This is a genomic window from Spirochaetota bacterium (assembly GCA_038043445.1).
GTDB lineage: Bacteria > Spirochaetota > Brachyspiria > Brachyspirales > JACRPF01 > JBBTBY01.
Genome location: JBBTBY010000027.1, coordinates 40,272 through 64,547, shown reverse-complemented (window position 1 = coordinate 64,547; position 24,276 = coordinate 40,272). Strand labels below are relative to the sequence as shown.

17 protein-coding genes are annotated in these 24,276 nt (G+C 55.3%); 4 read left to right on the top strand and 13 right to left on the bottom strand.

Going from position 1 to position 24,276, the window contains the following annotated elements; genetic code table 11:
• The first annotated feature begins 164 nt into the window (after nt 1–164).
• The 3 genes from AABZ39_04060 to rfaE1 are packed head-to-tail and all read left to right on the top strand — an operon-like array spanning nt 165 to nt 4,303.
• On the top strand, nt 165–1,142 hold the full coding sequence (locus AABZ39_04060; protein MEK6793925.1) for an SDR family oxidoreductase: 978 nt from the start codon (nt 165–167) through the stop codon (nt 1,140–1,142).
• Between the two features lie 52 nt (nt 1,143–1,194).
• Complete coding sequence (locus AABZ39_04055; protein ID MEK6793924.1) at nt 1,195–3,309, top strand: HEAT repeat domain-containing protein; 2,115 nt, start codon at nt 1,195–1,197, stop codon at nt 3,307–3,309.
• A 7-nt stretch (nt 3,310–3,316) separates the two neighbouring features.
• Nucleotides 3,317–4,303, top strand: a complete 987-nt coding sequence (gene rfaE1, locus AABZ39_04050; GenBank protein ID MEK6793923.1) for a D-glycero-beta-D-manno-heptose-7-phosphate kinase — start codon at nt 3,317–3,319, stop codon at nt 4,301–4,303.
• Between the two features lie 25 nt (nt 4,304–4,328).
• Here rfaE1 and AABZ39_04045 read toward each other — a convergent pair whose 3' ends face one another.
• The 3 genes from AABZ39_04045 to AABZ39_04035 form a co-directional block, all read right to left on the bottom strand.
• A complete protein-coding gene (locus tag AABZ39_04045) occupies nt 4,329–7,040 on the bottom strand; it encodes a LamG-like jellyroll fold domain-containing protein (protein ID MEK6793922.1) in 2,712 nt (903 codons plus the stop codon).
• Between the two features lie 107 nt (nt 7,041–7,147).
• The gene (locus tag AABZ39_04040; protein MEK6793921.1) at nt 7,148–8,296 is read right to left on the bottom strand and encodes an enolase C-terminal domain-like protein; all 1,149 of its coding nucleotides are present in this window, start codon (nt 8,294–8,296) and stop codon (nt 7,148–7,150) included.
• Between the two features lie 191 nt (nt 8,297–8,487).
• Entirely contained in the window at nt 8,488–9,492 is a 1,005-nt protein-coding gene (locus AABZ39_04035) for a zinc-binding dehydrogenase (GenBank protein MEK6793920.1), read from the bottom strand.
• A 121-nt stretch (nt 9,493–9,613) separates the two neighbouring features.
• Between AABZ39_04035 and AABZ39_04030 the strand changes: the two genes are divergently transcribed.
• Nucleotides 9,614–10,471: an AraC family transcriptional regulator gene (locus AABZ39_04030; GenBank protein MEK6793919.1), complete on the top strand. Its 858-nt coding sequence runs from the start codon at nt 9,614–9,616 to the stop codon at nt 10,469–10,471.
• A gap of 873 nt (nt 10,472–11,344) precedes the next feature.
• On the opposite strand, the gene AABZ39_04025 is transcribed toward AABZ39_04030, so the two are convergent.
• From AABZ39_04025 to purD, 10 genes are all read right to left on the bottom strand, one after another.
• On the bottom strand, nt 11,345–12,115 hold the full coding sequence (locus AABZ39_04025; GenBank protein MEK6793918.1) for a nucleotidyltransferase domain-containing protein: 771 nt from the start codon (nt 12,113–12,115) through the stop codon (nt 11,345–11,347).
• The gene (locus AABZ39_04020) at nt 12,112–12,627 is read right to left on the bottom strand and encodes a hypothetical protein (protein ID MEK6793917.1); all 516 of its coding nucleotides are present in this window, start codon (nt 12,625–12,627) and stop codon (nt 12,112–12,114) included. Before AABZ39_04020 ends, AABZ39_04025 begins: the two co-directional genes overlap by 4 nt.
• Nucleotides 12,628–12,730: 103 nt before the next feature.
• Nucleotides 12,731–15,436 carry an endo-1,3-alpha-glucanase family glycosylhydrolase gene (locus tag AABZ39_04015; GenBank protein ID MEK6793916.1) on the bottom strand — a complete coding sequence of 902 codons (2,706 nt, stop codon included), beginning with the start codon at nt 15,434–15,436 and terminating at the stop codon, nt 12,731–12,733.
• 7 nt (nt 15,437–15,443) lie between these two features.
• Nucleotides 15,444–17,558, bottom strand: a complete 2,115-nt coding sequence (locus tag AABZ39_04010; protein ID MEK6793915.1) for an endo-1,3-alpha-glucanase family glycosylhydrolase — start codon at nt 17,556–17,558, stop codon at nt 15,444–15,446.
• A 9-nt stretch (nt 17,559–17,567) separates the two neighbouring features.
• Nucleotides 17,568–18,596 (bottom strand): GntR family transcriptional regulator, encoded by a 1,029-nt coding sequence (locus AABZ39_04005; protein MEK6793914.1) that lies wholly within the window; start codon nt 18,594–18,596, stop codon nt 17,568–17,570.
• Nucleotides 18,597–18,754: 158 nt separating this feature from the next.
• Nucleotides 18,755–20,794 carry a hypothetical protein gene (locus AABZ39_04000; protein ID MEK6793913.1) on the bottom strand — a complete coding sequence of 680 codons (2,040 nt, stop codon included), beginning with the start codon at nt 20,792–20,794 and terminating at the stop codon, nt 18,755–18,757.
• Nucleotides 20,795–20,954: 160 nt separating this feature from the next.
• Nucleotides 20,955–21,767 carry an endonuclease/exonuclease/phosphatase family protein gene (locus AABZ39_03995; GenBank protein MEK6793912.1) on the bottom strand — a complete coding sequence of 271 codons (813 nt, stop codon included), beginning with the start codon at nt 21,765–21,767 and terminating at the stop codon, nt 20,955–20,957.
• Nucleotides 21,768–21,840: 73 nt separating this feature from the next.
• The gene (locus AABZ39_03990; GenBank protein MEK6793911.1) at nt 21,841–22,656 is read right to left on the bottom strand and encodes a helix-turn-helix transcriptional regulator; all 816 of its coding nucleotides are present in this window, start codon (nt 22,654–22,656) and stop codon (nt 21,841–21,843) included.
• A 37-nt stretch (nt 22,657–22,693) separates the two neighbouring features.
• Entirely contained in the window at nt 22,694–22,954 is a 261-nt protein-coding gene (locus AABZ39_03985; protein MEK6793910.1) for a DUF167 domain-containing protein, read from the bottom strand.
• Nucleotides 22,951–24,228 carry a phosphoribosylamine--glycine ligase gene (purD, locus tag AABZ39_03980; protein ID MEK6793909.1) on the bottom strand — a complete coding sequence of 426 codons (1,278 nt, stop codon included), beginning with the start codon at nt 24,226–24,228 and terminating at the stop codon, nt 22,951–22,953. The genes AABZ39_03985 and purD overlap by 4 nt, the downstream gene beginning before the upstream one ends.
• Nucleotides 24,229–24,276: the final 48 nt, after the last annotated feature.

Here is a 24,276-nt window from a genome sequence, read left to right as displayed (position 1 = left end):
ATAACGCTGTATTTCCTTGTACCAGTATTCTATATCCCCCGTAGAATGTAAATGTATGTTCAGGCATATTTGTATCTAATCAGGCATCCTGCCGTCGACTCAGCAGCCGCGTGCGATTTGCATTTCAGCAGAGGCAAGCGTATTATGGTTCAGGAGAATTCCCCATGACAGCGGTTACCGGAGCGACAGGACATCTCGGACAGGCCCTCGTCCATGAACTTGACGAACGCGGAGAGACGATATCCGTACTGCTTCGTTCACAGAGGCAGCGGCCGCTCATACCGGCATCCGCCGTCGTGCACGAAGGGGATATAACCGATACCGCCTCGCTTGTGCGCGCGTTCACCGGAGCGGACACCGTCTATCATACCGCCGCGCTCATCTCCATCGTACCGAAGCATTCCGATGCACTGCACCGAGTGAACGTTGCGGGGACTGAAAATGTCATTCGCGCCTGCCGCGAAGCGGGTGTGCGGCGTCTCGTGTATACAAGTTCCATCGAAGCGCTCGGTATCGGTGTGCCGGGCTTGACGGTCACCGAGGGAACTTCGTTCGATCCCGACCATGCGATCATGGAGTACGGGCGGACAAAAGCGCTTGCAAGCATCATGGTGCAGAATGTCAGGGACTTCGAAACGATCATAGTATCCCCGACCGCCATCATCGGTCCGTTCGACCGCCGCCCCTCGGCCCTCGGACGCATGATATATGACGCGATGTCGCGGAAGCTCATCGGCTATCCCGACGGGGGATTCGATTTCGTGGACGTTCGCGATGTCGCCGTGCTCCATATACTCGCCGCTGAACGCGCTCGTGCCGGCGAAAAATACATAGCCGCGGGAACGCCGTGTTCCGTGCATGAGCTTATGCTCCTCATTGAACGCCTCTCCGGTGTACGGCGGCCGATGCTCCGTATGTCCGCAAGCATGGCGCGGGTGATAGCGCGTTTCATGGAATTGTGGTACGCCGTTTCGCATACCGACCCGATGTTCACGGTAAAGGCCGTTGATATACTGCAGATGAACCCATCGGTGTCGTCCGAAAAAGCGAAGCGCGAGCTCGGTTACACCCCGCGGCCGCTTGAGACCACGGTCGCCGATACTATCGCATGGTTCAGGCGCACCCTCGATAAAAAGAAATAAAACGCATATTTACATGTAAGCGGTTTCTGATATACTTTGCAGTATGAAAACCATGACGATACCGCTGGCGCTCCTTACCCTGTCCCTCATCATGACCGGCTGCAGCGACCGCAATCCGGTAGCGGCATATCATGGCGGCGAGATACGCAGGAGCGACCTCAAGGAAGCGATGCGTACGTACGATGAGTCCCGTCAAGCCTCCATCGTCGGCAATATGGAAGCGCAGAAGAACGAGATACGCATGCTCGTCGAACGGCGGCTCATGGTGAAAGAGGCACAAGCGCGCGGCATCGACAAGTCGCCTCAGTTCAGGAACGCCCTTATCAGGGAGATCGGATCGCTCAAACGTTCGGTCTATCAGTCAGCGATCGTAACGCCCCGTGTCAGGCTCACCGGATCGGACTTCGACCGTCTTGCTGTCGGCTATTCCACCGGCGCCGTTTTCGCGCCCGTCGCGTTCTATCTCCCGGCGGATATGCGGGCGAAGGCCAAGCGCGGGATGCTGACGTTAATATCGAACATGCGCGCGCACGGCGTATCGAACATCGGCGCTGCCGGCCCCCTTCCCGCTGACTGGCGCATATTCCCGATGGTCGAAACGCGCGATTATTACAGCTTCGACCCCGAGATCGCCCCGATGATCGCATCGATGAAAGAAGGAGAGATACGCCTCATCGATGCCTCGTTCGGCTACATGGCGCTCATACTGTATGGAAAGCAGAAGCGTGACCCGAAGGTCCTTCAATCGATAAAGAACGACAGCTACGGACGAGAGCAATACCGTGCGCAGAAGATCGGCTGGATGATACGGTCGCAGGAACAGCGCCTCATCCGCGCGAACGACATACGCCGCTCATACGGCATCCTCGCTTCATCGCCGGCTTCGAACGCGGTACTCGCGCAGTACCGTGACTACACGTTCACCTACGGCGAATTCATCGCTCTTCTTTCATCCGTACGTCCTCCGGAGAACGCAACGGATATGCAGAAGATGGAATACCAGGCCGCTTCGACCAATTGGATAATGCAGTGCGCGCTCATCGAGCAGGAAGTATCACGTGCCGTCATCATGCGCCATTATGCCGGTCTTTGGATAGATAATCATCCGTCGGTGCGGCATGAACGATACGCCATCCATGACCGTGTGCTCGCGGATACGCTCATCGCCTCCGTAGCGAGCAATGCCCGCATGTCCGCCGATGTCGGCCCTGCGGCGCTCAGGGATTTCTATGAAGCAAAAAAGCGCGAACGATATATCGACCCGCGCGGTGCGACCATAGCCGTCCCGCTTCGCGGGGCATACGTCCTCTCCTTCGACGCGGTCTCAGATCGCATACCGGAGGACGTCCGCTCGGAAACCGCAGCGCGCGCTGCAGAGGGGCTCATCCGGACCCTGACCGATAAAGCGGCACTGCATTTCTATGTCGAGAATTTCTTGACCGCGATACCCTTTCCGACGCCGAAAATGCGGGAGCAGAAACGCCCCGTCCCGCCTCCGGTCTCGCAGCCGGCCCCCCCGCCATTGATGCCCCAGAAAAAGAAGGAGAATCCTCTGCGGTCCTTCATCGATACGGTACTGTTGGGCGGCCGTTCGGGTATTGCGTCCCGCGCGTACGCCGACCTTTCACGCGCGTATCTGCGTCTTGAATCCGTTGCCGATGACCGGCGGGCGACGCTCTCTCCTTCTGTCACTAATGCCATTGAACGGGCCGACAAAGCGCTCATACACGCGTTCCGTATGGGTACCCCGGACAGTACCTTCGCCGTCAAGGCGTTCGAATTCTACTACGACCACGAGGATATCTATCACGCAACACGCTGGATAGGGCGCTTGGCCGATGTACCCGACCTTGATATCGCCATCCTCACGAACCTGCTCAATTCGCCGCCGGATAAACGCGCGGCCGTCATCGACGGCATCGGGTATATAAACGACCCGCGCATCTACCCCGTGCTCGAACCCCTGCTCGCCGCAGCGAAGGACGACCAGGAAAAGATGATCGTCATCGATGCGCTCGGGCGTCTGCGCGATTACCGCGCGGTAAAACCGCTTGAGAAATACCTCTATAACGCGAAGGAAATATGGGGAGTACGCGTGCTTGCACTCGAAGCCCTTAAATCGATAACCGGTGCGACGTACTCGAACGTCAATCTCACCCCCCGCTGAGGAGACCATGCGCAATTACCGCACCTCGATACCCCGCCTGTCAAAGACAGCCGTCCTCGTCATCGGCGATATCATGCTCGACCGTTTCGTCTACGGCGATGTTGTTCGCATCTCACCGGAAGCGCCGGTACCCGTCGTCCATGTGAAGAACGAAACGAGCTTTCTCGGCGGCGCAGGAAATGTTGCGCGTAATATCCGTGCCCTCGGCGGGAAAGCGGGGCTCGTCGGCATCATCGGCAAAGACCGCGAGGCCGAACACATCGTCTCGGATATGGAGCGCTCGGGAATATCGCCGGACGGCATCATCATCGATACGGCGCGGCCTACGATAACGAAAACGCGCATCATCGCCGGTACGCAGCAGGTGGTGCGCATCGACCATGAGAACATGTCGCCTGTCAGCGCGGAAGCGCGCATGGCGGTAGAAGCGTACGTAAGCCGGCATCTGGACGATTACGACGGCATCATCATCTCCGATTATGCGAAGGGCGTCATCACGCGCGATTCCATCGACCATATCATGCGTACGGCGAAAAAGAAAAAAAAGTTCGTGCTCGCCGATCCGTCGATAAAACACTTTCCGCTCTACAACGGCATCACTTCGATGACGCCCAATCTCAAGGAAGCATCCGAGGGCGCACACCGGGAGATCGATGTATCATCGAAGGAAGCGATCGCAAAACTTGGATGGCACATCAAGGATTCACTTGACATGCCGCATCTCATGATAACGCTCGGACCGCAGGGCATGGCGATATTCTCCGATGAGATAAAAGGGAAGACACCGTTCTTCATCCCGACAAAAGCAAAAGCGGTGTACGATGTTTCCGGCGCGGGCGATACCGTCATTGCTGCGCTCGCCATGGGGCTTGCGGCGAAGCTCTCGTTCCTCGACGCAGCGTTCATCGCGAACTACGCGGCGGGTGTCGTCGTAGGCAAACGCGGAACGGCGACGCTCACGCAGAAAGAGCTTATCGACTCGCTCGGCTCGTGACAGAGCGAAAGCTTCTCCATACGCATCATCGCGGGGGAAGCGGGACGCAGTGGATACGAATGGAATGAACGCTCCCCTTGAACGGCTGACTCGCTCCCTGAGCGCCGACATACCCCGACCCGTCTATCTCTTTCCCCACGCATGAAAATATCGGCCGCGTATCCGCTCCGGGATACGGCATGCTCCCGGCCGCGGCGCCGTCGATGTACATCGTTATGTTTTTCGCATCATTGACAACGGTGATGCGCGATCCTTTATTCGCCGGCACTGATCGATCGCTCGTGAAATCGAACCATTGCGACATTGTCTTGCATGACACTTTTACTTTCCCGTCGGCTTGTACGCGAATACAGAGTTTGCCGTGTGCGCCGCCGTATCGTCGATCGGTGAAAAGCGTACGCTCGACATCGAAGGCGCTCACGGTCACGGACATATCCACGGTATAGGATACAGCGGGAACGCAGTTGGGCATGGCGAGCACGTCGTCGATACCGTCGAACACGAGCGCGCCATTCGTGCGAACGGGTTCCATACTGGAATTCCCGGCGTACATGGCGCCGGTTGAACCGGTGAGGAGAAATGCGCCCGATGCGAGAACGGTATGCAGTCCGCGTACGGATGAATCACGCACAAGAAAAAGATCGGACGGCGTCTCGTTAAAATCGTAAGAAAGCATGAGCGCTTCGTCATCGCTTACTTTCGTTTCATAACGCTCGCCGCTCATCGTATCGATAACGGGCATACCATGCGCCGCCTCACTGGCGCTGAAGATCGGGGTCGAATTCGCCCATTCGCCGACCGGGGAGAATGAGCGCGCATAGTACACATCGTTCGCACATCCCTTCGGGAGCGACGCGGTGTCGATGACCGCCATTGACGCTACACCGTCCGCGGATTCATCGTACAGACGCTCTCCGCCGACCAGCAGCATGATCATTTTTATCTTGTCATATGAAGATGCCAGTATGCGTTTCTCTTCAACATCGACGCGCGACCAGGTTATCGCCGGCCCCCCGTCGAGTTGAAATACAACACGGCCTGTATCGCGCATTGCCGCATCGACAAAAAAACCGCCATGATAGAAATTACCCGCCTGCGGGAGCGCAAAGATCACGCAGTTGCTGTTGGAAATGGACAAGAGCTGCGGCGGCACCCCGTGGGAATGCGCATTGTTCACCCGAAGCACGACCCCGTCCTCGAAGCATAGCGACCCGCGAGGGGCTGCCGGCGGCGGCTCGCTGAGAACTATCCGAAGCCGCATGCGTTGCATTCCTGCCGGAACAGACAAGGCGCCGCTCGGAGATGAGGCGACCGCCTCGTCGGAATTGCGCAGTATCTGGATACGGCTTGCACCCTTCACGGAAGATGCTGACAGAACGCTGCCCTTTACTGCTATCGTCGGTGCATCGTGCATTGCCGAAAGCAGGTGGCTGACCGTTGTATGATCTTCGCTTATGCCGGGAATAAGCCGGATGAAATCGATATACCGCATTACACCGTTCTTTCCCAGAGCTGCGTAGATGTGAACAACACGCGCGGGATCGAAGTCCCGGGGAGAGAACACGAGACGCTTTGCCTCCATGGCCGCTCCGCTCAGCACGACATCTTCTCCCTTCCTGATGACAGACCCGTCGGGGTTACGCAATTCCACCGACACCGGCGAGGAAGCCGCTTCGCAGGGCATTCCGAGCACTTCGACGCATATTGATTCTCCGAGCGGGAGGCTTTTTCGATACGAGAGATACACGCGCGAGCCCGGAAAAACGACCGCTGTTCCCTTGAACTGCGCTGTGTAATAGCGGGTAATATCACTGCGAATAGTGCTTTTCAGGAGCGACGGAGCGATCTGATGCTCCTCGGAAAAATCGTTCCAGCTGTAGAGATCGAACATGGTCGCACCGCCGGCAAGCACGCTTTCCCATGTTGCGCGCAGCAATGCGGTCCCGTCCGGCGGAATTAAGATAGAGTACTGCGTGCGCCAATATTCGGGCCATGGCGACACCATGATCGTTTCCAAGCCTTCCCCGCCCGCTTCTTTGTATGCGCGTATCAGATTGCTGTACTGATGGGCGTAGATGTTGATCCCCGAATCTGCGATACCGGAGAATCCGGCATCGATATATGACCGCGCCAGTGCCGCATGCGCCGGCGACAATGAACCGTCGGCCTGTGCGCGTATCGGCTTCAGATGGGCGAGCCAATGACCGCGATACCCCTTACCGGCAAGTTCGGCGAATAATTCGCGCCAGAATTCCGGTTTTTGATCGTCAGCCTGATAGGTCATGATTATCGGCGATCCGTTTTTGCGCGGCACTTCTGCGTTCGCAAAACGGGAGAACCACATGCGCGCCATGGAGCGTACGTCCTCGGGCGTATGCACCGCGCCCGTATTGCAGTCCATCATGAACGGAGCGGTAAAATTCCTCCGCCGTACAATGCCAAGGAAGCCTTCATACTCGTCCAGCTGTTTCTGACGGGCCGCGTCGCTCGTATTCACCGTCGGGGCAAAGATAAAGCCGTCTATACCAGCCGCTATTGCCGCGTCGACTTCGGTGAGTATGTCGTTCGTCCTGTTGCCGGTTATCGGAAGCCTCGTTTTATCGACAGCACCCGGCCATCCCGGCCCGCGATATTTCGTAAGCCCCGGCATATAGATCGCGAACACCGCCGGCGCAGCCGCTTGGCAGCAATACGATACACAGAAAAGCACGATGGCGCTTACCACATGACGTATCATGATCTGTCTCCTGACTTCCCTCAGTATACCAAAGAACTGCGGCGAACGCCATGGACTTTTTGCAAAAGCATATGGATGTTGCGCAACGGATCACGCCGTCATACGATTCACACGATGGTCGAAACCAGCGCCTTTTTCCGCAATGCAACCGTATCGATATCCAATCCGAAACCGGGTCGTGATGCTTTTATCGCCATCGTACCGCCCTGTTTTTCCGTCGCCTGAGACCGCACGCAGTCGAGGAACACTTCCGACTCGCCCTCTTTTTCCAGCGCCTCCACCCATTCGGCATCGAGACCGACGGCGACCTGCTGCCAGCTCGAAAGCGCGGGGCCGATGAGACTGTCATCGCCTATCATGAGTTTCGCGCCGAAGGACCTCACTTTCTTCGCAAGCGCGACCGCGGCGATAACCGACCCCATGCAGCCGGGATGGATATTGTATATCCTTCCCATGCCGGGGATCACCGTGTGTATCGCTTTCACCGCCGGACGCATGATGTGATCGGGAATGAGATCGAGCGCGCCGACTTTCTTCTGCAGCGCGACCCATTGCTCATGATCCATATCCGCGGGGTCTTCACAGGCGTTAAGACCGACCGCGTGCAATGCCATGAGCGACGGGGCGATATCGTCGACAGGATCAGTCGATTTTTTCATTCGATACCCGCAGTTCACATCGCCGACGATATAGGTATCGCGTCCCATCTCTTTTCTGACGGCCGTTATCACCGCTTTATCAAGCTCGGGCTTCCCGAAAAGTTTCACCTTTATATGTGAGCTGTATCCCATCGCCTTCACGGCGGCTGCCGCCGCGCCGGCCTTCGCCGCATCGTCCTCAAGAACACAGTAGAGACCGGGAACCGGTTTCTCACCGGGCATATCGAGAAGTTCGGCCGCCGAAACACCGAGCTTTTTCCCCGCAAGATCGATGAGCGCCATCTCCGCCATCTCAACGCGCAGATTGCCCCACGGGGAAAGTTTTTCGGCAACGAGCGAGAGCGCAGCGGAGAGCGGCATGCCCTTCAACTCGGCGAAACACTCGCCCCACTTTTTCACATCGACGTTCTTATCGTTGGAGGTTATCCTGTTCTCACCCCACCCGGAGACCGATCCGGACGCGATGCGAATGAATCCTATCTGGCGGCTGTACCAATTGCCCCAGCTGTAATGGCGAACCACATCCACGTCGAAGCGCATGAGCTCTATCTCATCGATGACGATGGAATCTAATTTTGACCTGTACTTCTCAAGCATAGGAACTCCTCATCGAATGATAGCATGAAATAAAGATTACCGCACGCATAACCCCAGCCCAACAGATCACGTAAGAAAATAAAACCACCGAGGTCACGGAGAAAAGTCAGAGAATACAAAATCAGATTTTCTCTGTGCTCTCCGTGCCCTGCGTGGTTTCTCTTTGTCCTTATGCGAGGGTTTGGGCCAGCTCAGGCAGCGCGTTGTTTCCCGTAGGTGAAGAGCACGCCGGTGAACTCGTCCTTCCTGTTGAGAAGTCCGTCGTACACAGCGGGAGCATCGTCTATCGTCAAGCGGTGCGTAATGAGCGGGCCGGTCTTCAGCAGTCCGTTCGCAAGCAGCGTGATAAGATACGGCTCGACAGCACGCTTCTCATCGGGCGTAAGCGATCCCTCATGCGCGCCGACAAGTTTCATTCCCTTGCAGTGTACATCGTCATAGAGATCGACTTCCATCGGTGTGCGGGGGCTGCCGAGGAGCACTGCTGCGCCGTTCTTATTTACGGTCTTTAAGCATTCGCGTATCACCGGGTTCGCGCCTATCGCTTCGACGGCGATATCCACACCGGCGACACCGATGGATGACAGCGCTTCGACGAATGACCGCCCTGCGGGATTGACCGTCTCATGGAGGCCGCATGCATTCGCCTGCGACAGACGGCGGTCGACAATATCAACGCCGTAGACATGCGACGCGCCGGAAAGAAGATAGAGCTGCGCCGCAAGATTGCCGATGACGCCCATCCCGGCTACAAGCACTGACTTGCCGAACGAAGCGGACATCTGCCACGGTGCGGTAAGCGCTATCTCGGCCATGTGATAAAAAACGAACGGTTCATAATCGACACCGGCGGGTATCTTTATGTAGCGCGATGACGCCGCATTGATAACCTGATACGTGGCGTGCTTGCCCCAGAAATATATCGTATCGCCTGCCGAGAGTCCTTTGACGGCCGCTCCCGTCTCGCGGACTATGCCCACGCTGCTGTAGCCCGGGAAGAACGGATACTTCGCCCACGCATTCGTCGGGTCGCTGAAGCGCGGATGTATCTTCGTATACATGGCGAGTTCCGTCCCGGCGCTCACGAGCGAGGCGACGGTCTCCACAAGCACGTCGGTATCGGTGCGTATCTCCGCGTCGTAGCGGTCCACATCGCACACAAGCTTGTCGCGAAAAACTATCCTTTCTGCACGCATGATGTACTCCTTGATGGGAATACTATAAGCCCGCGCCGACGTATTGTCGTTCATATGAACAACGTGTTCCAATAATGTACATATCGCTTGCCAAGTGTCGCGTATATGCTACAATCGCGCTATGAAAGCACGAACGCTCCGATCAGGATCATTGATAGCCATTCGGCGCACTGATGTGACGCTCCCGGGATTCCTTCACTGCGGCATGCATCGATATTCCTCGGCACATATTCCCATACCGGAGCATGCTCACACCGGCGCCGTCGAACTATGCTATCTTTCTTCAGGGCATCAGATAATCGATAACGGGGATGAACGCTACGAAATGCGCGGCAACGATGTGCTCATCACAAAACCGGGCGTATTGCACGGATCGTCCGAAGAGCCGGCGGAAAAATGCGCGCTCTACCACGTCGCCGTGTCCGAAAAACCGCCGCTCCTCGGGTTCGACACCGCCGATGCGAAAGCAATACTCCGTGCGCTCTCTTCCGCGACGCGCATATTTTTCCCGGGGAATGCACGGATGAAGACGCTCTTCGACGATGCATTCTGCGCGTTCCGCGACAAGACGCCTTTCTACCGGAGCATCATCGCCATTCGCATCATGGACCTTCTGCTTGAGGTCGTATCGGCGATGCCGCAGCGCGAAAAAAAAGCCGTGCCGGAAGCGGTAGCGCGCGCCATGCGATTTGCCGACGAACATATCGGCGAGCCCATTGATACGCCGCAGATGGCAAGAGCTGCGGGTGTTTCGGTCCCGCAGATGAAGCGGCTCTTTGCTTCTGAGGTCGGCATTCCCCCGAAGGAATTCATACTGCGCCGGAAGATAGACCGCGCGAAGGAAATGCTCGCCGCGAAACGCATGCCGGTGACCGATATCGGCCTTGCGCTCGGGTTCTCATCAAGCCAGCATTTCGCGACGATATTCAAACGTTATGCGGGTGTGCGCCCGGTCGATTTCCGAAAGAAGAGAACCTAGCGATACCGGTCTTTATTCGCACGTCCGGTTATGCTGCAACGGTTTGCAGAAAAGAGCAAGAGATATTGACGCGGATTGCGCGGATGATCCGGCTAATTCATCCTTATATTCTCAAGTTATCACATAATATGCGGCCCCCTTCCACCAATATGAAATAAAGTCATGTCGCGGTGAAGAGAAGAAAGCATTGTCTCACAGAGTCCACGGAGCTCACGGAGGGAATCATATTCTTCGCGAGCTTCGCGGCTTCGCGTGAGACATTTCTTCTCTTAGTTCGGACCAATGAAAATACAATTGGGAAAAGGATGTCACGCGACGGTGCGAAGAATACTCGGAAGAATAATAGGAAAAGACAGGGAGCACCACGATGAGCTGGATTAACCGGATTTCATTATCAATGTCGTCCTGTTCATCCGGTGCGTCCTGATGACTTTTCTCTTCCGGCGCTATCGGACACGAATATCTGTCTCGAGGCGAATTAATAAAAAGTCGAGGTTATCATCGATGAAAGGTATCGATACTTCTTTACCACAGTGGAGCGCCTTGCGCTGAGCTGTAAGCGAGCCGAAGGCGAACAGTCGAAGCGAGTCGAGGGATTCGGACGAGATAGGGACGAGGAATGCCCGCTCGTATGCGGCCTTCGCCGAAGTTACCTTATGCTGCTATGAATTCAATGCCTCTCTGTGCCCGTGCCCCCCCCTCTTTCCCTGCCATCCTCGTTATAACACCTTGTGCTGTGCCTTCTCGATTTACATTATGTGCTGATGCTCCTGTCTCCGGTACGGCAGCGAGCTTGCGCAGTTCGAAGCAGTGACCATCGGAAAACCGGCGTGACCTTTTTTCTCGATGAGAATTCCTGGGCGCCAGTACTGATCATCGTCGAATTATCTTCTGGAAAGTATTATCCAGATCGGATGCAGACCCCTTCATTTCATGAGTAACGTGTGATGCAAAGGCATTATAATATGTGATCTTTTCGTCAAGGAAATCATTAATAACATCAATGCGTTTCTCCAACCCCAGTTCAACACCGCTTTTCTTCCGCGATAACAGCATCTCGATCTCATTGACGAGCACGGTGTCAAGCGATACAGCTTCGACAAGCTCCTGAAACAGCATAGGTGGATACGAACCGTACTTTTCTATCCACATGCACGCAAACAGTGGACGAAGTACATAGAAATATTTTTTCACACGCACCAGCTCGCCTTGAAGATATTCCCTGAAATTTCCTTCGGCCATATGCAGGTAATGGTGAATAGCGGTTTTTGGCGAAAAGAAGCGCTCGGAACATTGTCGGATCGCATCGTAAGCTGCAGCATCCTTTTTATATATGATAGGCGATATCAGCCACTCGAATAACACCGGATTTGATTTACTCATGAGGAACAATGCTTTCTTAATGTCCCATCCGGAAAAGTCATAGTCATCGCTGATCGGCATCTCAATAACATCACGTTTCGGGAGCACGTTTACATACCAATTTTCCGGATGAGCATAAATGAAGCGGACATCAAAGTCACTGTCTGTTGATTCAAACCCCCACGCACGTGAGCCTGACTCAACCGCAAGCAGTATAGCAACTGAAAACTCTTTTTCAATGGATTGCAGACGTTTTATGATTTCATTCCTATAGTGAATCATAGAATATATTCCCTGCACAAAATTGTATTCCATTTTAGACATATATCAAGGAATAGCAACAATGTCTGCTTTACATAAACAAATTTCCCACCTTGCCATTTTCTTCTCCGCGCGCTCCGCGTCGCCGCGAGATCATTTCCCTCTCTCCTCTCCCATCCCTCTTCCTCCGTGGTTTTCCCCTCTTTCTCTGCAATCCGCGTTAAAATTCCTTCCATATTTGTCCAAAATGTATCACAAAACGCCTCATATGCCTCCTCCGCGTGATGCCGAAAATCAAAAACCAGTATTGCCGGTACTGTACGCTTTCCGAAAAACTCCTGCATACTATACGCGCACAGGAATGTGCGAACGTATTTTCCTTCGGGGGATAGGAAACAAAAGGAAGGAGGCATGTATATGCCGCTCTCAACAACGGAGAAGATCGGTTTCTGCGAGGCAGTCACAGCGTTGCCGACACCCCGCACAGCGTTGCGCAAATCGGCATCCTGCCTCGCGCCAGCTGCGCCCTCCATGGCGCACGCGTTGCGCAAATCGGCATTGTCGCTTATCGCCGTGTTCCAATACGTCCGAAGCGCTTCGCTGTTACATGCCTTGCCTTGGATCCGCCGCCGTGCGCTACTGCATCACCGGCGGATAGGCATATATCGCATCGATCTCCACCTGCGTAAGCACGCGCTCAAAAATGGACAGCTCATCGATCCTTCCCTCATATTTCCTTCCGATCGTAAGTCCCGTCGCTGCAGGTACATACCCCGTCACATCGCCGCCTGCCGCCGGTCTCCCGTCGATGTATATACGCGCATGAACCCCGTCGAACGTTGCACATACGAACGCCCACCGGCGCGCGGGAACCTCGCAGCGTGCGGCGATAGCGGTCGGTCCGTTCCCCGCGCGGAAAACGATCTCGCCGTTCTCGCAGAAAAGCGAATACCCCGCGCTGCCGTCGCGCTGTTCGGCGATCACCCCCTTGGGCGTCGTATCGGGGCTTATCCATGCGGCAATGCTCAATGCACGAAGCGCCTTGTCCATCGAGGTTACGATCGCATTGGAAGTGTTCATCGGAACGAAACAAACGCCGTTATTCTCGCGGCCCGTCACCGGACGTATATCGGAAAAGTTATTCTTCTTCCCGTGAAAATTATTCCCCGAGCAATCATAGAGATACGGCCCCCATGTCTCATTACAGCGAAGGTTGATAAGCGGCTTCTTTGGAAAAGCGTCGCCCTCTGCGAGATTTCGCTCGCGCGTGCTCGACCCGGCGAAGTAATGCGGCGTTTCATACACGATGGTGTCGCTCACCGTCCATTTGCTTCTCGTATGCACGAACGTTCTCCCGCCGCGCTCTATTTTGAATTCGGACGTACCCTCAGCGAGCGGTGCAAGGAATGATGTCACCCCGGCGGGGGCATTGGTCGTGAACCGCTTGCCATCGATCTCGATCGCAAGCGTCGCCGGCGCGGTAAGCATGGCGAGCATCTCGATATTCTCCGACGGCGCATTCGATCCATGGAATTTGAATTTGCCTATCGTCTGGAGCGCTGCATCGTATTGCGCGCTGTTCCGATGAAGTCGATGCGTGTAATAGAAGGCATCGTTCGTAATCCGCGGCATACTCCCCGTCTTAAACCAGGCGCCGTAGAACGCACCGAGATCATACCATGCGTACTGCGTTCCGGTACACGGCCGCGTATGGCTTTCCTGCTGATCGTTCCAGCAGAATATCTGCACCCAGTCATTCGGACCGCCCTCTTTGATGGCAATATCCCATGTCTCTCGATAGAGCGCGCTGTTGTTCGCTTCCCAAGTGACAGCGGCATGCGCCCGCGGATCCTGTGCGCGGACGGTCTGTACCCATACAGGAATGTTCGCGTCATGGACCTGCTTCGGCACTTCGCGGTTACCGAGCGACTGTGTGAGGCTGCAGCATACCGCCGAATCCATGAGCCCTTCGCACAGATGCTTTACCGCATCGAGATACGTGCCGTCGCCGGTGAACGCCGCGTACTTCGAATCGCCCCAGAACCCGTGCGTACACGGCATGAACGATACCGGTGTGCCAGCGGCATCAAGCGCTTTGAGCACATCAGCCCAATACTCCGGCGTAAGCCGCTGCGCACCCCACGGCGCGAGCACTATCTTCCCGTTATGGCGCATCACATTCGGATGGTCCCTGAACGCACCGACCACTTTTACCATGGTCGCGATATCCTTGTTCTTGAACTCGCAGGCGCAGTCGGGCATGATGACGATCTTGAAATCGGGACTTACGTTCTTCGCCGCTTCGAATACCGCAAGGAGCATGTCCCAATAATTGCCCGATGTGCTCACGATATTGTAGATGAACCCATCGATACCGGCGGCCATGGCAAGCCGTATCTCATCCTCGTAATCGCTCACTTTCCAACTGCCTTCCTTCGGCAGGCGATAGTACGGCTTCTCGCGGAGATATCCGCCGTACGCGGCATGCGATTTCGGTCCTTCCTTCGCGAACGGATCGGCCCACGGCCGCACATAGTATTCGTGTTCCTCCGGTTTGTTATTTATCGAGACCGGGAACGGCGAATGGTACCCGGCAAATAATTTCCGCTTCGAAGCACGAAGCGTCTCTTTCGACGGCATGATGAACGGCCAGTACTTCGCCTGTGACGGATCATAATAATTCGGCATCCACTCCCTGACCGGTGCGGGCAGCGCACGTATTTCCGCAGGGGCCGCTTCGATAAGTACGGCGGAATCGTTTTTCTGCATACTGACGGTCACCTGTACCGTGTCAAATACGGATCCCGCGTCATTGTTCGTCTGAAAGAACGGTTCGTTATTCTTAAAGAACGCGATCGTATTCGATGTTCGCCGCAATTTCAACATAACGCCGGCATCGAATTTGAACGTACCGGTGAGATTCCTGAACGCGGGCGTCCATGACGAGATAAAGCCGAGATTCGGAGCGAGATTGAACCCTATGGACTGCTTTTTCGCGTTCACAAGAACAACGGTTATGCTCACCCATCCGGTCGCCTTCGCCTCGATGCGTCGTATCGGCAGGATGAATTCCTCGCCCTCTGCAAGTTTTCCTGCGGAGCAGACGACACCGCGATAACTTTCGCCCGGACCTGCCGCAACGGCGAAAGCGCCGTCATCGCCGAGAACGACACGCGGCGTATCGAACGCTTCGCTCGGGAGCGCAAGCGACGCAGTGTCTATCTTCTCGAACGCGATCGGCGCCCCTTTTTTATCGGCACTCTCCCATCGTACCGGACCGGGAGCGGCAAAAACCACACTCGCTGTGATGGCGGAACAGAAAAAAAACGTTCGTATGTTCATGGCAACCTCACTTCTCCACATGCACAACGGCATTTCCCGCCGCTATCGCTGCGATAGATCTTTCCGGCAATGCTCGGTCGAACAGCATGAACTCATCGATGCCGCCGTAATATCCTTTCGCGATCGTCATGCTCCCGCCGGTCCGCACTGCGACCGCGCCGCCCTTCGCCGAAGCTGTTTTGGCGCCGTTGATATAAATCGCTGCTGATGCTGCATCACACACCGCGGCGATATGCATCCACGCATTCGTATCAACGGCGACCTCTGCAGCAGCCGATAACGCCCCTGCGGTGAATCCGATCTTCCCGGGCGCGCTGAAACCGAACGCAAAACCCGCACTCCCATCACGGGCATCGATGATATAGCCGTTCGCTTCGTTTGCGGGTTTGACCCATGCGCAGACGGTCATCTGTGCCGGCGATAATACCGCGACCATCGGAATCGACAAGTGCTTTTCGCGGCGTCCCGGCGTGCCCGGTGCGAAAAAAAAGACCGCGTTCGCATCCTTGCCGTACGCATGCGGAAGCGTTGTGATCTCATTCTCATTCGTCGTCTCATACGCCGTCGCATGATGTCCGTATCCCGATGAATCGTACACCAGAGGGCCCCACACTTCATTGCAGGAAAGCTCGAGCACACATCCGTCCAATATGAACGCCGGATCCGCTGCATAATTACGCTCGCGCAGGCTCGATCCGCCGAAATACATGAAGTCACTGAAGACCATGGCGTCGCTCATCGTAAAACGCCCTCGAGTACGTACTATCTCTTTCCCCGCGCGGGTGATGAAAAACTCCGGACGCCCTTCAGTGAATGGCACGGTGAATACGCTCATCCCGGCCGGAGCATCACGGGTCTTGGAAACACCGGCGCATGATATCCCGATCGCTGCCGGAGCGGCAAGAAAGCCGACCACTTCGATCTCATCGACAGGCTGGCTTCCGCGGAATTTTATCGGCAGCCCCTTTGTCTGACGTGCTGTATCGGCCAGAGCCTTCGATGAATGCTGCCGATAACAGTAAAAAAGCGCGTCTCGGGAGACCGGCGGCGGTGTCCCGTTCCGGAAGTACGATGCGAAGTACGCGGAAAGATCGGCGAAGAGGTACTGCGCCCCCATGGTCGGCCGTATCGCCGACGATTCGTAATGATCGCTCCAGGTGACAATCTGTACCCAATCGGTGCCGTTCTCGATAGCGCGCATCCACGATTCGCGTAGCAGCGTCGTATTCCCCGCTTCGTTCACCGTGCCGCCGTGCGGACGGAAATCCTGCGGACGTACCGGCTGCATCCATATAGAAAAGCCCGCATCATGTACAAGTTTCGCGGCGCCTCCCGCCGCTTCCTTTGTGGCATTACCGATGGTATCGCAGATCGCTGACCATTCAGAAAATCCCGGCGCGACCGAAGCGTATGCTGCCGCGAGGCGAAAGTATCCCTGCACGCAGGGCACAAGGAATACCGGTGTCCCGTTCGCTTCAAGCGCGGCCAGAATATCCTTCCACTTCTCCGGCGTAAATCGTTCGCCAAAGTACGGCGCAAGGACTATCTTCCCGTCGTGTCGGAACACGTTCGCATCATCCCTGAACCGATCGACAAGATCGACGAACAGATTCACATCGCCGGACTTGAATCCTATGTTGCAATCCGGCATGAGCATGAGCTTGAAATCAGGCCCGATACGCCGTGCCGCATTCCACACGTGGCTATACGTTCCTTTCCACCAATTATCGTTCGTCGAAGAAGATGTAAAATTGATGATAAAGCCGTCGAGCCCCGCATTGATGGCGTCGCGCACGTCCGCGTCGGCGCATGCGCGTGCGAACTCCTCGTCGCTCATCGATGGGTTCGGCGGAAGCGAAAGCGGCCGGTCGCGGAGATACCCGCCCTGCGTCTTATGCTTATTATTCTCGCCGTTGCGGTCGAGCCAACCCGCCGAATAGTAATCATTCTCGATGGGGCGTGTGCTTCCTCCCATGTTCTTCGGGAAGATGTGATAGTGCGCAAATACCTTTTTCTGCGATGCTTTTATCGGTACCGGGTCGAACGGGAGATACCGTGTCACGCCGTCGGCGTAACAATTGAGCGTAAGCAGCAGCACACCTATTGGCATGAGTCGCATCATTATCTTCTCCTAGTCCTCAAAACGTATCGTAACGGGAACGTTCTGCGGTCCCTCATAGCTGTCCGCAAGCTCCGTCATCCTCGCCGAAAGACGTTCGGCGAATGCACGGGTATCGAAATAGATCTTCTTCACGGGCACGACGATAAGCCGGTCAAGCCCTCGGTTCGCATGCGCAACCATGATACGCTCTTTCATATCGATCTGCAGGGCGAATAATGCGAGCTGCGTTATCTCAGAATATATATCATTGTCGCACACAACGGCATCGAATTCGCGCCCGGCAAGGAAAGAGCGTATCTCTTCAAAACCGCTTTCATTCATCTTCGACCACGGCAGACGGATATGCCGTTCAGGGAGATACGGTACGCCGGCTTTGCTGCAGAGTGAAAGGAGTTCGGTGTCAGCTGGTAAAAATTTCCCGTCCCGGACTATCTCGGTCTCACCGCAGATGAACACCGGTGCGCGGCTTTGGCGTTCTCTGAGCAGAGCACATGCCTTGCGGTAAAGATCCTCGTAGTCGGTGTAGAAGAAATCATTGCACCCATTCACCGGGGGATAGCCGACGGAAAGCACGGGGATACGGCACTCTCGGAGCATATCGGAATACAACGCGGTCAGCGCAATGCCGCCCGTAAAAACCCCGGCATAGACTCCGCCGGCAAGGCGATTATACAGTGCGCGATTACTGTCGAGCCAGGCATCGTTCCGATACGGCACCTCGATTATCTCGATGGCATATCCTTTTTCCCTGAGAATATCTTCCGTCGAGTCAAAAAGCTGCCGATTGAAGAGCGCGCCGGGCTGCAGATGCCTCTGATACACGAGGATGAGGAATTTCCCCTTCGTCAGCCCCGAAGTGACGAAGGTGCCCCTCCCGACATCTCGGGAGAGATATCCCTCGTCCACAAGCTGCCGATATACCTTACCGACGGTATTGACATTCACACCGGTCATGCGGGCGATCTCGCGTTCCGACGGAAGGCGGTCGTTCTCTTTCAGAGCATTGGCATTCATATGCGCAAGTATCTGGCTGCGCATCTGCTGTGTCACTGAAATTCGGCTTTTTTTCGATATTTTTATAGTCATATTAAATGCACTATTGCATTTAATATAATACAGAACTACCAGCTTTGTCAAGCATCAGAATACCATCACAGATCACCCAACAGCGGGTTGCAACCCGCTGTTCTTCTATATTATTTTCGTTTCAGCGTAAGGAATACCGCGCTTTTCGGCGGCATGAGATATGACTTGAAATCGTTCACTGAGGTCTGCTTAACGGTAACAAAATTATTGGTAATAAACTCCGTATTATGTGAACGCATCGATGTCGCGGTGAACACCGTTTCCTTTACCAGATTGTATTGCCCGCTGAACGTAAGATCGATGGCACGCGACGCCGAGGGCTCGCGGTTGACGAGGAACATGCTGAGCCCGTCCTTCGTCGTCATTGCGGTGGCGACGAACCATGTCTTCTCGCCTGTCCCGGGCATGGGTATCTTGTCCCCGCTCGTTTCGGTCTTTACGACGACACTCCCGAGATTATCCCTGAACATGGAAAAGAGATCGGCTGCCGCCGTTGTGAAACGGTTCTGCGTCTCCTTGCCGATATCGATGAGCCCCCAGAGCCCGCCGCCGTGTGTGAAACAATGATACGTCGCCGCGGTGACCTCGGGGCGTTGAAGCATCCTGCTCAGGAAATGCGATACGGAGAGCATCGATGTGAGCGTATTCACGGCATACCACGTATCGTTCTTGCTGATGTCCTTCGGCCATGTCGCATGCTCGGAAATGAATATCGACACGCGTCCCGCGCCCTTACTTGCCGCAATGTCGTCGCGAAGCGTATCGAGGAATTCTTCGATATACGAGACCGGTAAGCCGCTGTAATACGGGTGGATGGAGATATACTCTATCTCATGGCCGAGTTCTTTCAATATCGCCTTATGCCAATCACGCCAATCTTCCTTGAAACGCTGCTGATATCCCCATGGCGCAGTGGCCGCGTGCATCGCTATCTTCGCCTTCGGGTCGACGCTGCGTATCGCATCGATATGCTTTTTGCCCCGCTCAATATATTCCGTTACGCTCATGCGCTTCGGGGGATTACTCCACTCGACTTCATTGCCTATCTCATAAAGCACTATCGGCACCGGCTTCGGCAGACCAAGCTCGATTCTTTTTTTTGCCCAGTTCTCGCTGTTGCGCGGCTTCTCTCCGCTGCCGGTCAGGAATTCAACGAGATCGGCGCTGTCCGGGGGATCATCCCAGGGATTGACTACCCAGGTGAACTGCGCCTTCGGATCGAAGCGCTGGCACAGATCGACCGCTTCAACAGGGCCATATGGTTTTTTTGAGCCCTTGTCCCAGCCATACCACTGCGCCACCTGCCTGTCTTCGAACGGGCCGAGACACTTTTTCCAACGCGTCGTCTCGAAATACCCGAACACCTGTATCCGGTTGAGCGGCATCGGTATGTTCTTCCCTTTCACCTGCTCCACAAATTCGCCGTGTATGGCATTATCCTTGAAGAACACACGTGTCGATGAGGGACCGTCGTGATTGTACCCGAACAGGTGCGGTGTAACGGGGCGGATGATGCTGTTCTCGTTCACAACGACAGCGGTCGAAAGCGTATTCGTGTCGACGAGCTCCGACTCCTTCGGGAGTATGATGCCGTCATATTCGGTACCGGCACCGATTCGCTTCTGTTCGATCGATACTTTCTCGGATGTCGGCTCGAGGGACAATTCACGTATCGTTATCGTTTTATCCACGTTCTCTCCCAGTCCGATGCCTATGATGATGCGTGTCGCCGTATCCTCCGCTATCGTGAATATCGCGGTAACGGTCTTTTCCTTGCCGCGGAGCGTTTCCCATATATCCCTGCCGGGAACATCGTTGGGGGAGGGAAGCGATGTACGCGCACCGATGAATATCCTCGCGCCGTCATCGCCGCCGACAATTACCGTGAATTTATACGATCCCTTCGAAAGCGGTACTTTCACCGATTGAAATCCTATTTCATTGAATTTCGCCGCTGCCTTCGTCACAGTTATCGCAATACCGCCGGCATCGCCTTTCCCGACCTTCATCATCCAGTGACCGACCGATGTCCAGTCCTGTATGGAACCGTTCTGCTCGATCATGAAAGCACCGTTGATGGCGGATGCCGCCTCAACCGAAGCGATCATCAGCATCGAAATGACCGCTGAAAGCTTTATCCGGGCATGCATATGATCACCTCGCGATCTATTTCGCCATACTACCATACTACCATACTACCATACTACCATACTACCAATACCGTTCCAATGCAATATCCCGGTAAGGGGAAAATGTATCCTGAAACGGTGATTCAGGCAGCTATTGCACCGGTATGAGCGCTCGATGTACTCATGCGGGCACGACGCCAACATCAGCGATTATGAAGTAATGATCGCTGGAGTATCTGCCGTCCCTGGAATCGGTAACGATCAAGGCACCCGAAATGTTCACCGCGCCCTTGACCAGTATCCAGTCCATCTTATCGATGTAGTCCTTGTCCGTTCTATCCCTATGCTCATACCCGCTGCCTTTGAACGCATGGAACGTATACCCGGGCATGGGGGTGCCGTGAACCGCCTCATACGTATCGACCCAGTCATTGCTGAAATATATTTTCATCGCCGCATTACTCGCATCGCAGTTCATATCGCCGGTAAGTATCTGCGGGAATTCCTGCGGGTATGCGTTCGCGTTCTCGCAAACGATGCGCGCCTGGTTCTCCCTGGCGATCTGCCCCTCATGGTCAAGATGCGTGTTCATGAATCGGAATTCGCGCCCGCTCGACCGTTCCTTTAGAAGCACCCAATTGGCGTGGCGGGGATTATATTCACTGTTATCCCATGACCTTGATGCCGGAATATGCGGCGTTTCCGATAAATAAAAAGCTGATGCGTTCAACAATTCGAATCCCGCCCGCTTGTAGAATATCACATTGAGCGGGTCTTTCCGTGCTGCACCGGGGAGCATGAATAAACCGTAATGATCGTATCCTTTCAGCTGCTTCCTCAGGAACGCGAACTGATCTTCCCATACTTCCTGGAAGCCAATGATATCGGGCCTTCTCGACAGGACGGTCTTCACCAGAAATCTCTTCCTGAACTGCCAGCCGTCATCCCCATCCTTTGCCGCGGAATACCGGATATTGCATGTCATTATTCGCATGACTGTATCATATCAACGCCGCCCGTGAAAGGCAATATCCCGGCAGTGGAAAAAGGTATCCTGAAACGGCTATTCAGCCGCGCCGCACGCTCGCGGGGCTTACGCCGAGCACCTGTTTGAAAAGCCTGCCGAACGAATGCACGCTCTCATATCCGAAACGATGCGCGATATCACCTACCGTACCGCCGCTCTGCAGCAGTTCCCGCGCTATCGCCTTCATACGCTCCTCGAGAATGTAGCGCCGCGGCGACACACGGAACGTGTTCGTGAACAATCGCGAGCAGTAATCGCGCGAAAGCGAAAGCCGCTCCGCGATATCGGTTATCGAGATGCGCTCATGGATGCGCTTCGTCACGAGACCGGCGATCGCCATACGCTGCCCTTCGGTGAATACGGCCCTGGTGCGATTGCGTTCCCCGATGAGACGCTCCATGGAGCTCAAGAGCAGGATGATGTACGCCTTAAGGCGAACACGCGATTCACCATCAGCCTTCACCCATCGATCACGCGCGGCCTGGGAGAGTATCATGAACGGCTCGCCGCCGTGTGCGAACCACGCAAAGGGCAGCTCTAAATGTACGAACTTTCCGCTCTTTGTCAGTGAAAAATCGAGTGCGCTCACCCGCGTACCGGCACGGAGCGTAATGTCATGCCGATATACCGCCGAGACCCAGAGAAAGGCACCCGCCCCCATGGTGCAGCGCTGGACATCGGTGCGTGCACTTATCTGCCCGCTGTGCACGGCATAGAGGCGATGAACCGGGAGCGCAACATCGTGTGAAACGATATCCTTTCGTACCGTGTAGTATCCATTGGCGCCTATCGTCGGTGTCGGGATGATGGCGTTCTCATGGACACCGGCACAGATGCGCTTAAGCGTATACTGCATACCACTCCTCATACAGTGTCATCGCCGCTGCGTACGCTCATCCTATCGCCGCGAGGAAAGCGGCCCATGCTGCCGGATCGATATCGATGGACAACTGCTTTTCGCGCGATGTTTCCCCGCGCACAATGACGACGGCGCGTTTGGGCACATCGAGCGTTTCCGAAAAATACTCGATGACCGCCTCATTCGCCTTGCCGTCGAGCGGCGGCCGGTTCACATAGAGCTTAAGACGCCCGCCCTCTTTCTTGATGTGCACCTTACGCGCATTGGGGACCACTTTCAGCGAAAGCGATATCATAATCCCTTTTTGCCGATGTCAGTACGATAGTGCATGCCATCGAAGCGGATATTGTTCCTGATGTAGGAATATGAGCTGTCTATGGCGCCCTTGAGCGTGGCACCGGTCGCGGTCACCGACAGTACGCGCCCGCCGTTCGTGAAATATTTCCCGTTCTCGTATTTCGTCCCGCAATGGTAGACGGCAATATCGCCGTCCGTTCTCTCGATATTCCCGTCAATGGGGATCCCTTTTTTGTAATCGCCCGGATAGCCGCCCGAAGCGATGACTATGGTCGCCGCCTGCTTCGCCGGTTTTTTCATTTTTATCTGCGAAAGCGTTCCATCGCATACGGCACATGCAAGCTCATAGAGATCGTTCTCAAGGAGCGGGAGCACCGCCTCGGTCTCCGGATCGCCCAGGCGGCAGTTGAATTCGACGACGCGCGCCTTTCTGTCCTTTATCATCAATCCCGCATAGAGCACGCCGGTATAGGTTATCCCTTCTTTTGCAAGCGCTTCGATGCTCTTCTCTATGATAGAATGTTTCACCTCATCAAGGAGCGCATCGTCAACGAGCTTTATCGGCGCATAGGCGCCCATGCCGCCCGTGTTCGGTCCCGCATCATTATCGAACACACGCTTATGGTCCTGCGACGGGGCAAGGAGAGCGATGTCTTTACCGTCGGTGAACGCGAGTATCGATGCCTCCTCGCCTTCCATGAACTCTTCGATGACTATCGTCTCGCCCGCAGCGCCGAATCGTTTCTCCTTGAAATACGTATCGAGTGCCGATATCCCATCCTCTCTGTTCATTGCGATGATAACGCCTTTCCCCGCGGCAAGACCGTCCGCCTTGAACACATACGGCGGCGTATTCGCTTTCACGAACGCGAGCGCGGACGCATGGTCGCGGAATTCGCTGTAGTATGCAGTGGGTATCGTATGCTTGATGAGCAATCGCTTGGTGAACACCTTGCTCCCTTCCACCTGCGCCGCTTTGCTGTCAGGCCCGAATATCCGAAGCTTCTGCGCGCGGAACGCATCGACGATGCCGTTGACAAGCGGGTCTTCGGGGCCGACGAACGCAAGGTCGACGGCGTTCTCCTTCGCGAAAGCGATGATCTCACGGAACGGCGCCGTTACCGGAAGTGCAATGTTCTTCGCGAGCAAGCGCGTACCGGCATTGACGGTGGCGCAGAATATCGTTCCCACCTCGGGCGACCTCGAAAGCGCGTGTACGATGGCATGCTCACGCCCGCCCGATCCGATGACCAATACATTCTTTTTAGCCATTGTCCGTCCTCGATCGCTGAATTGTTCCGATCATGAAAGCTCCGCCGT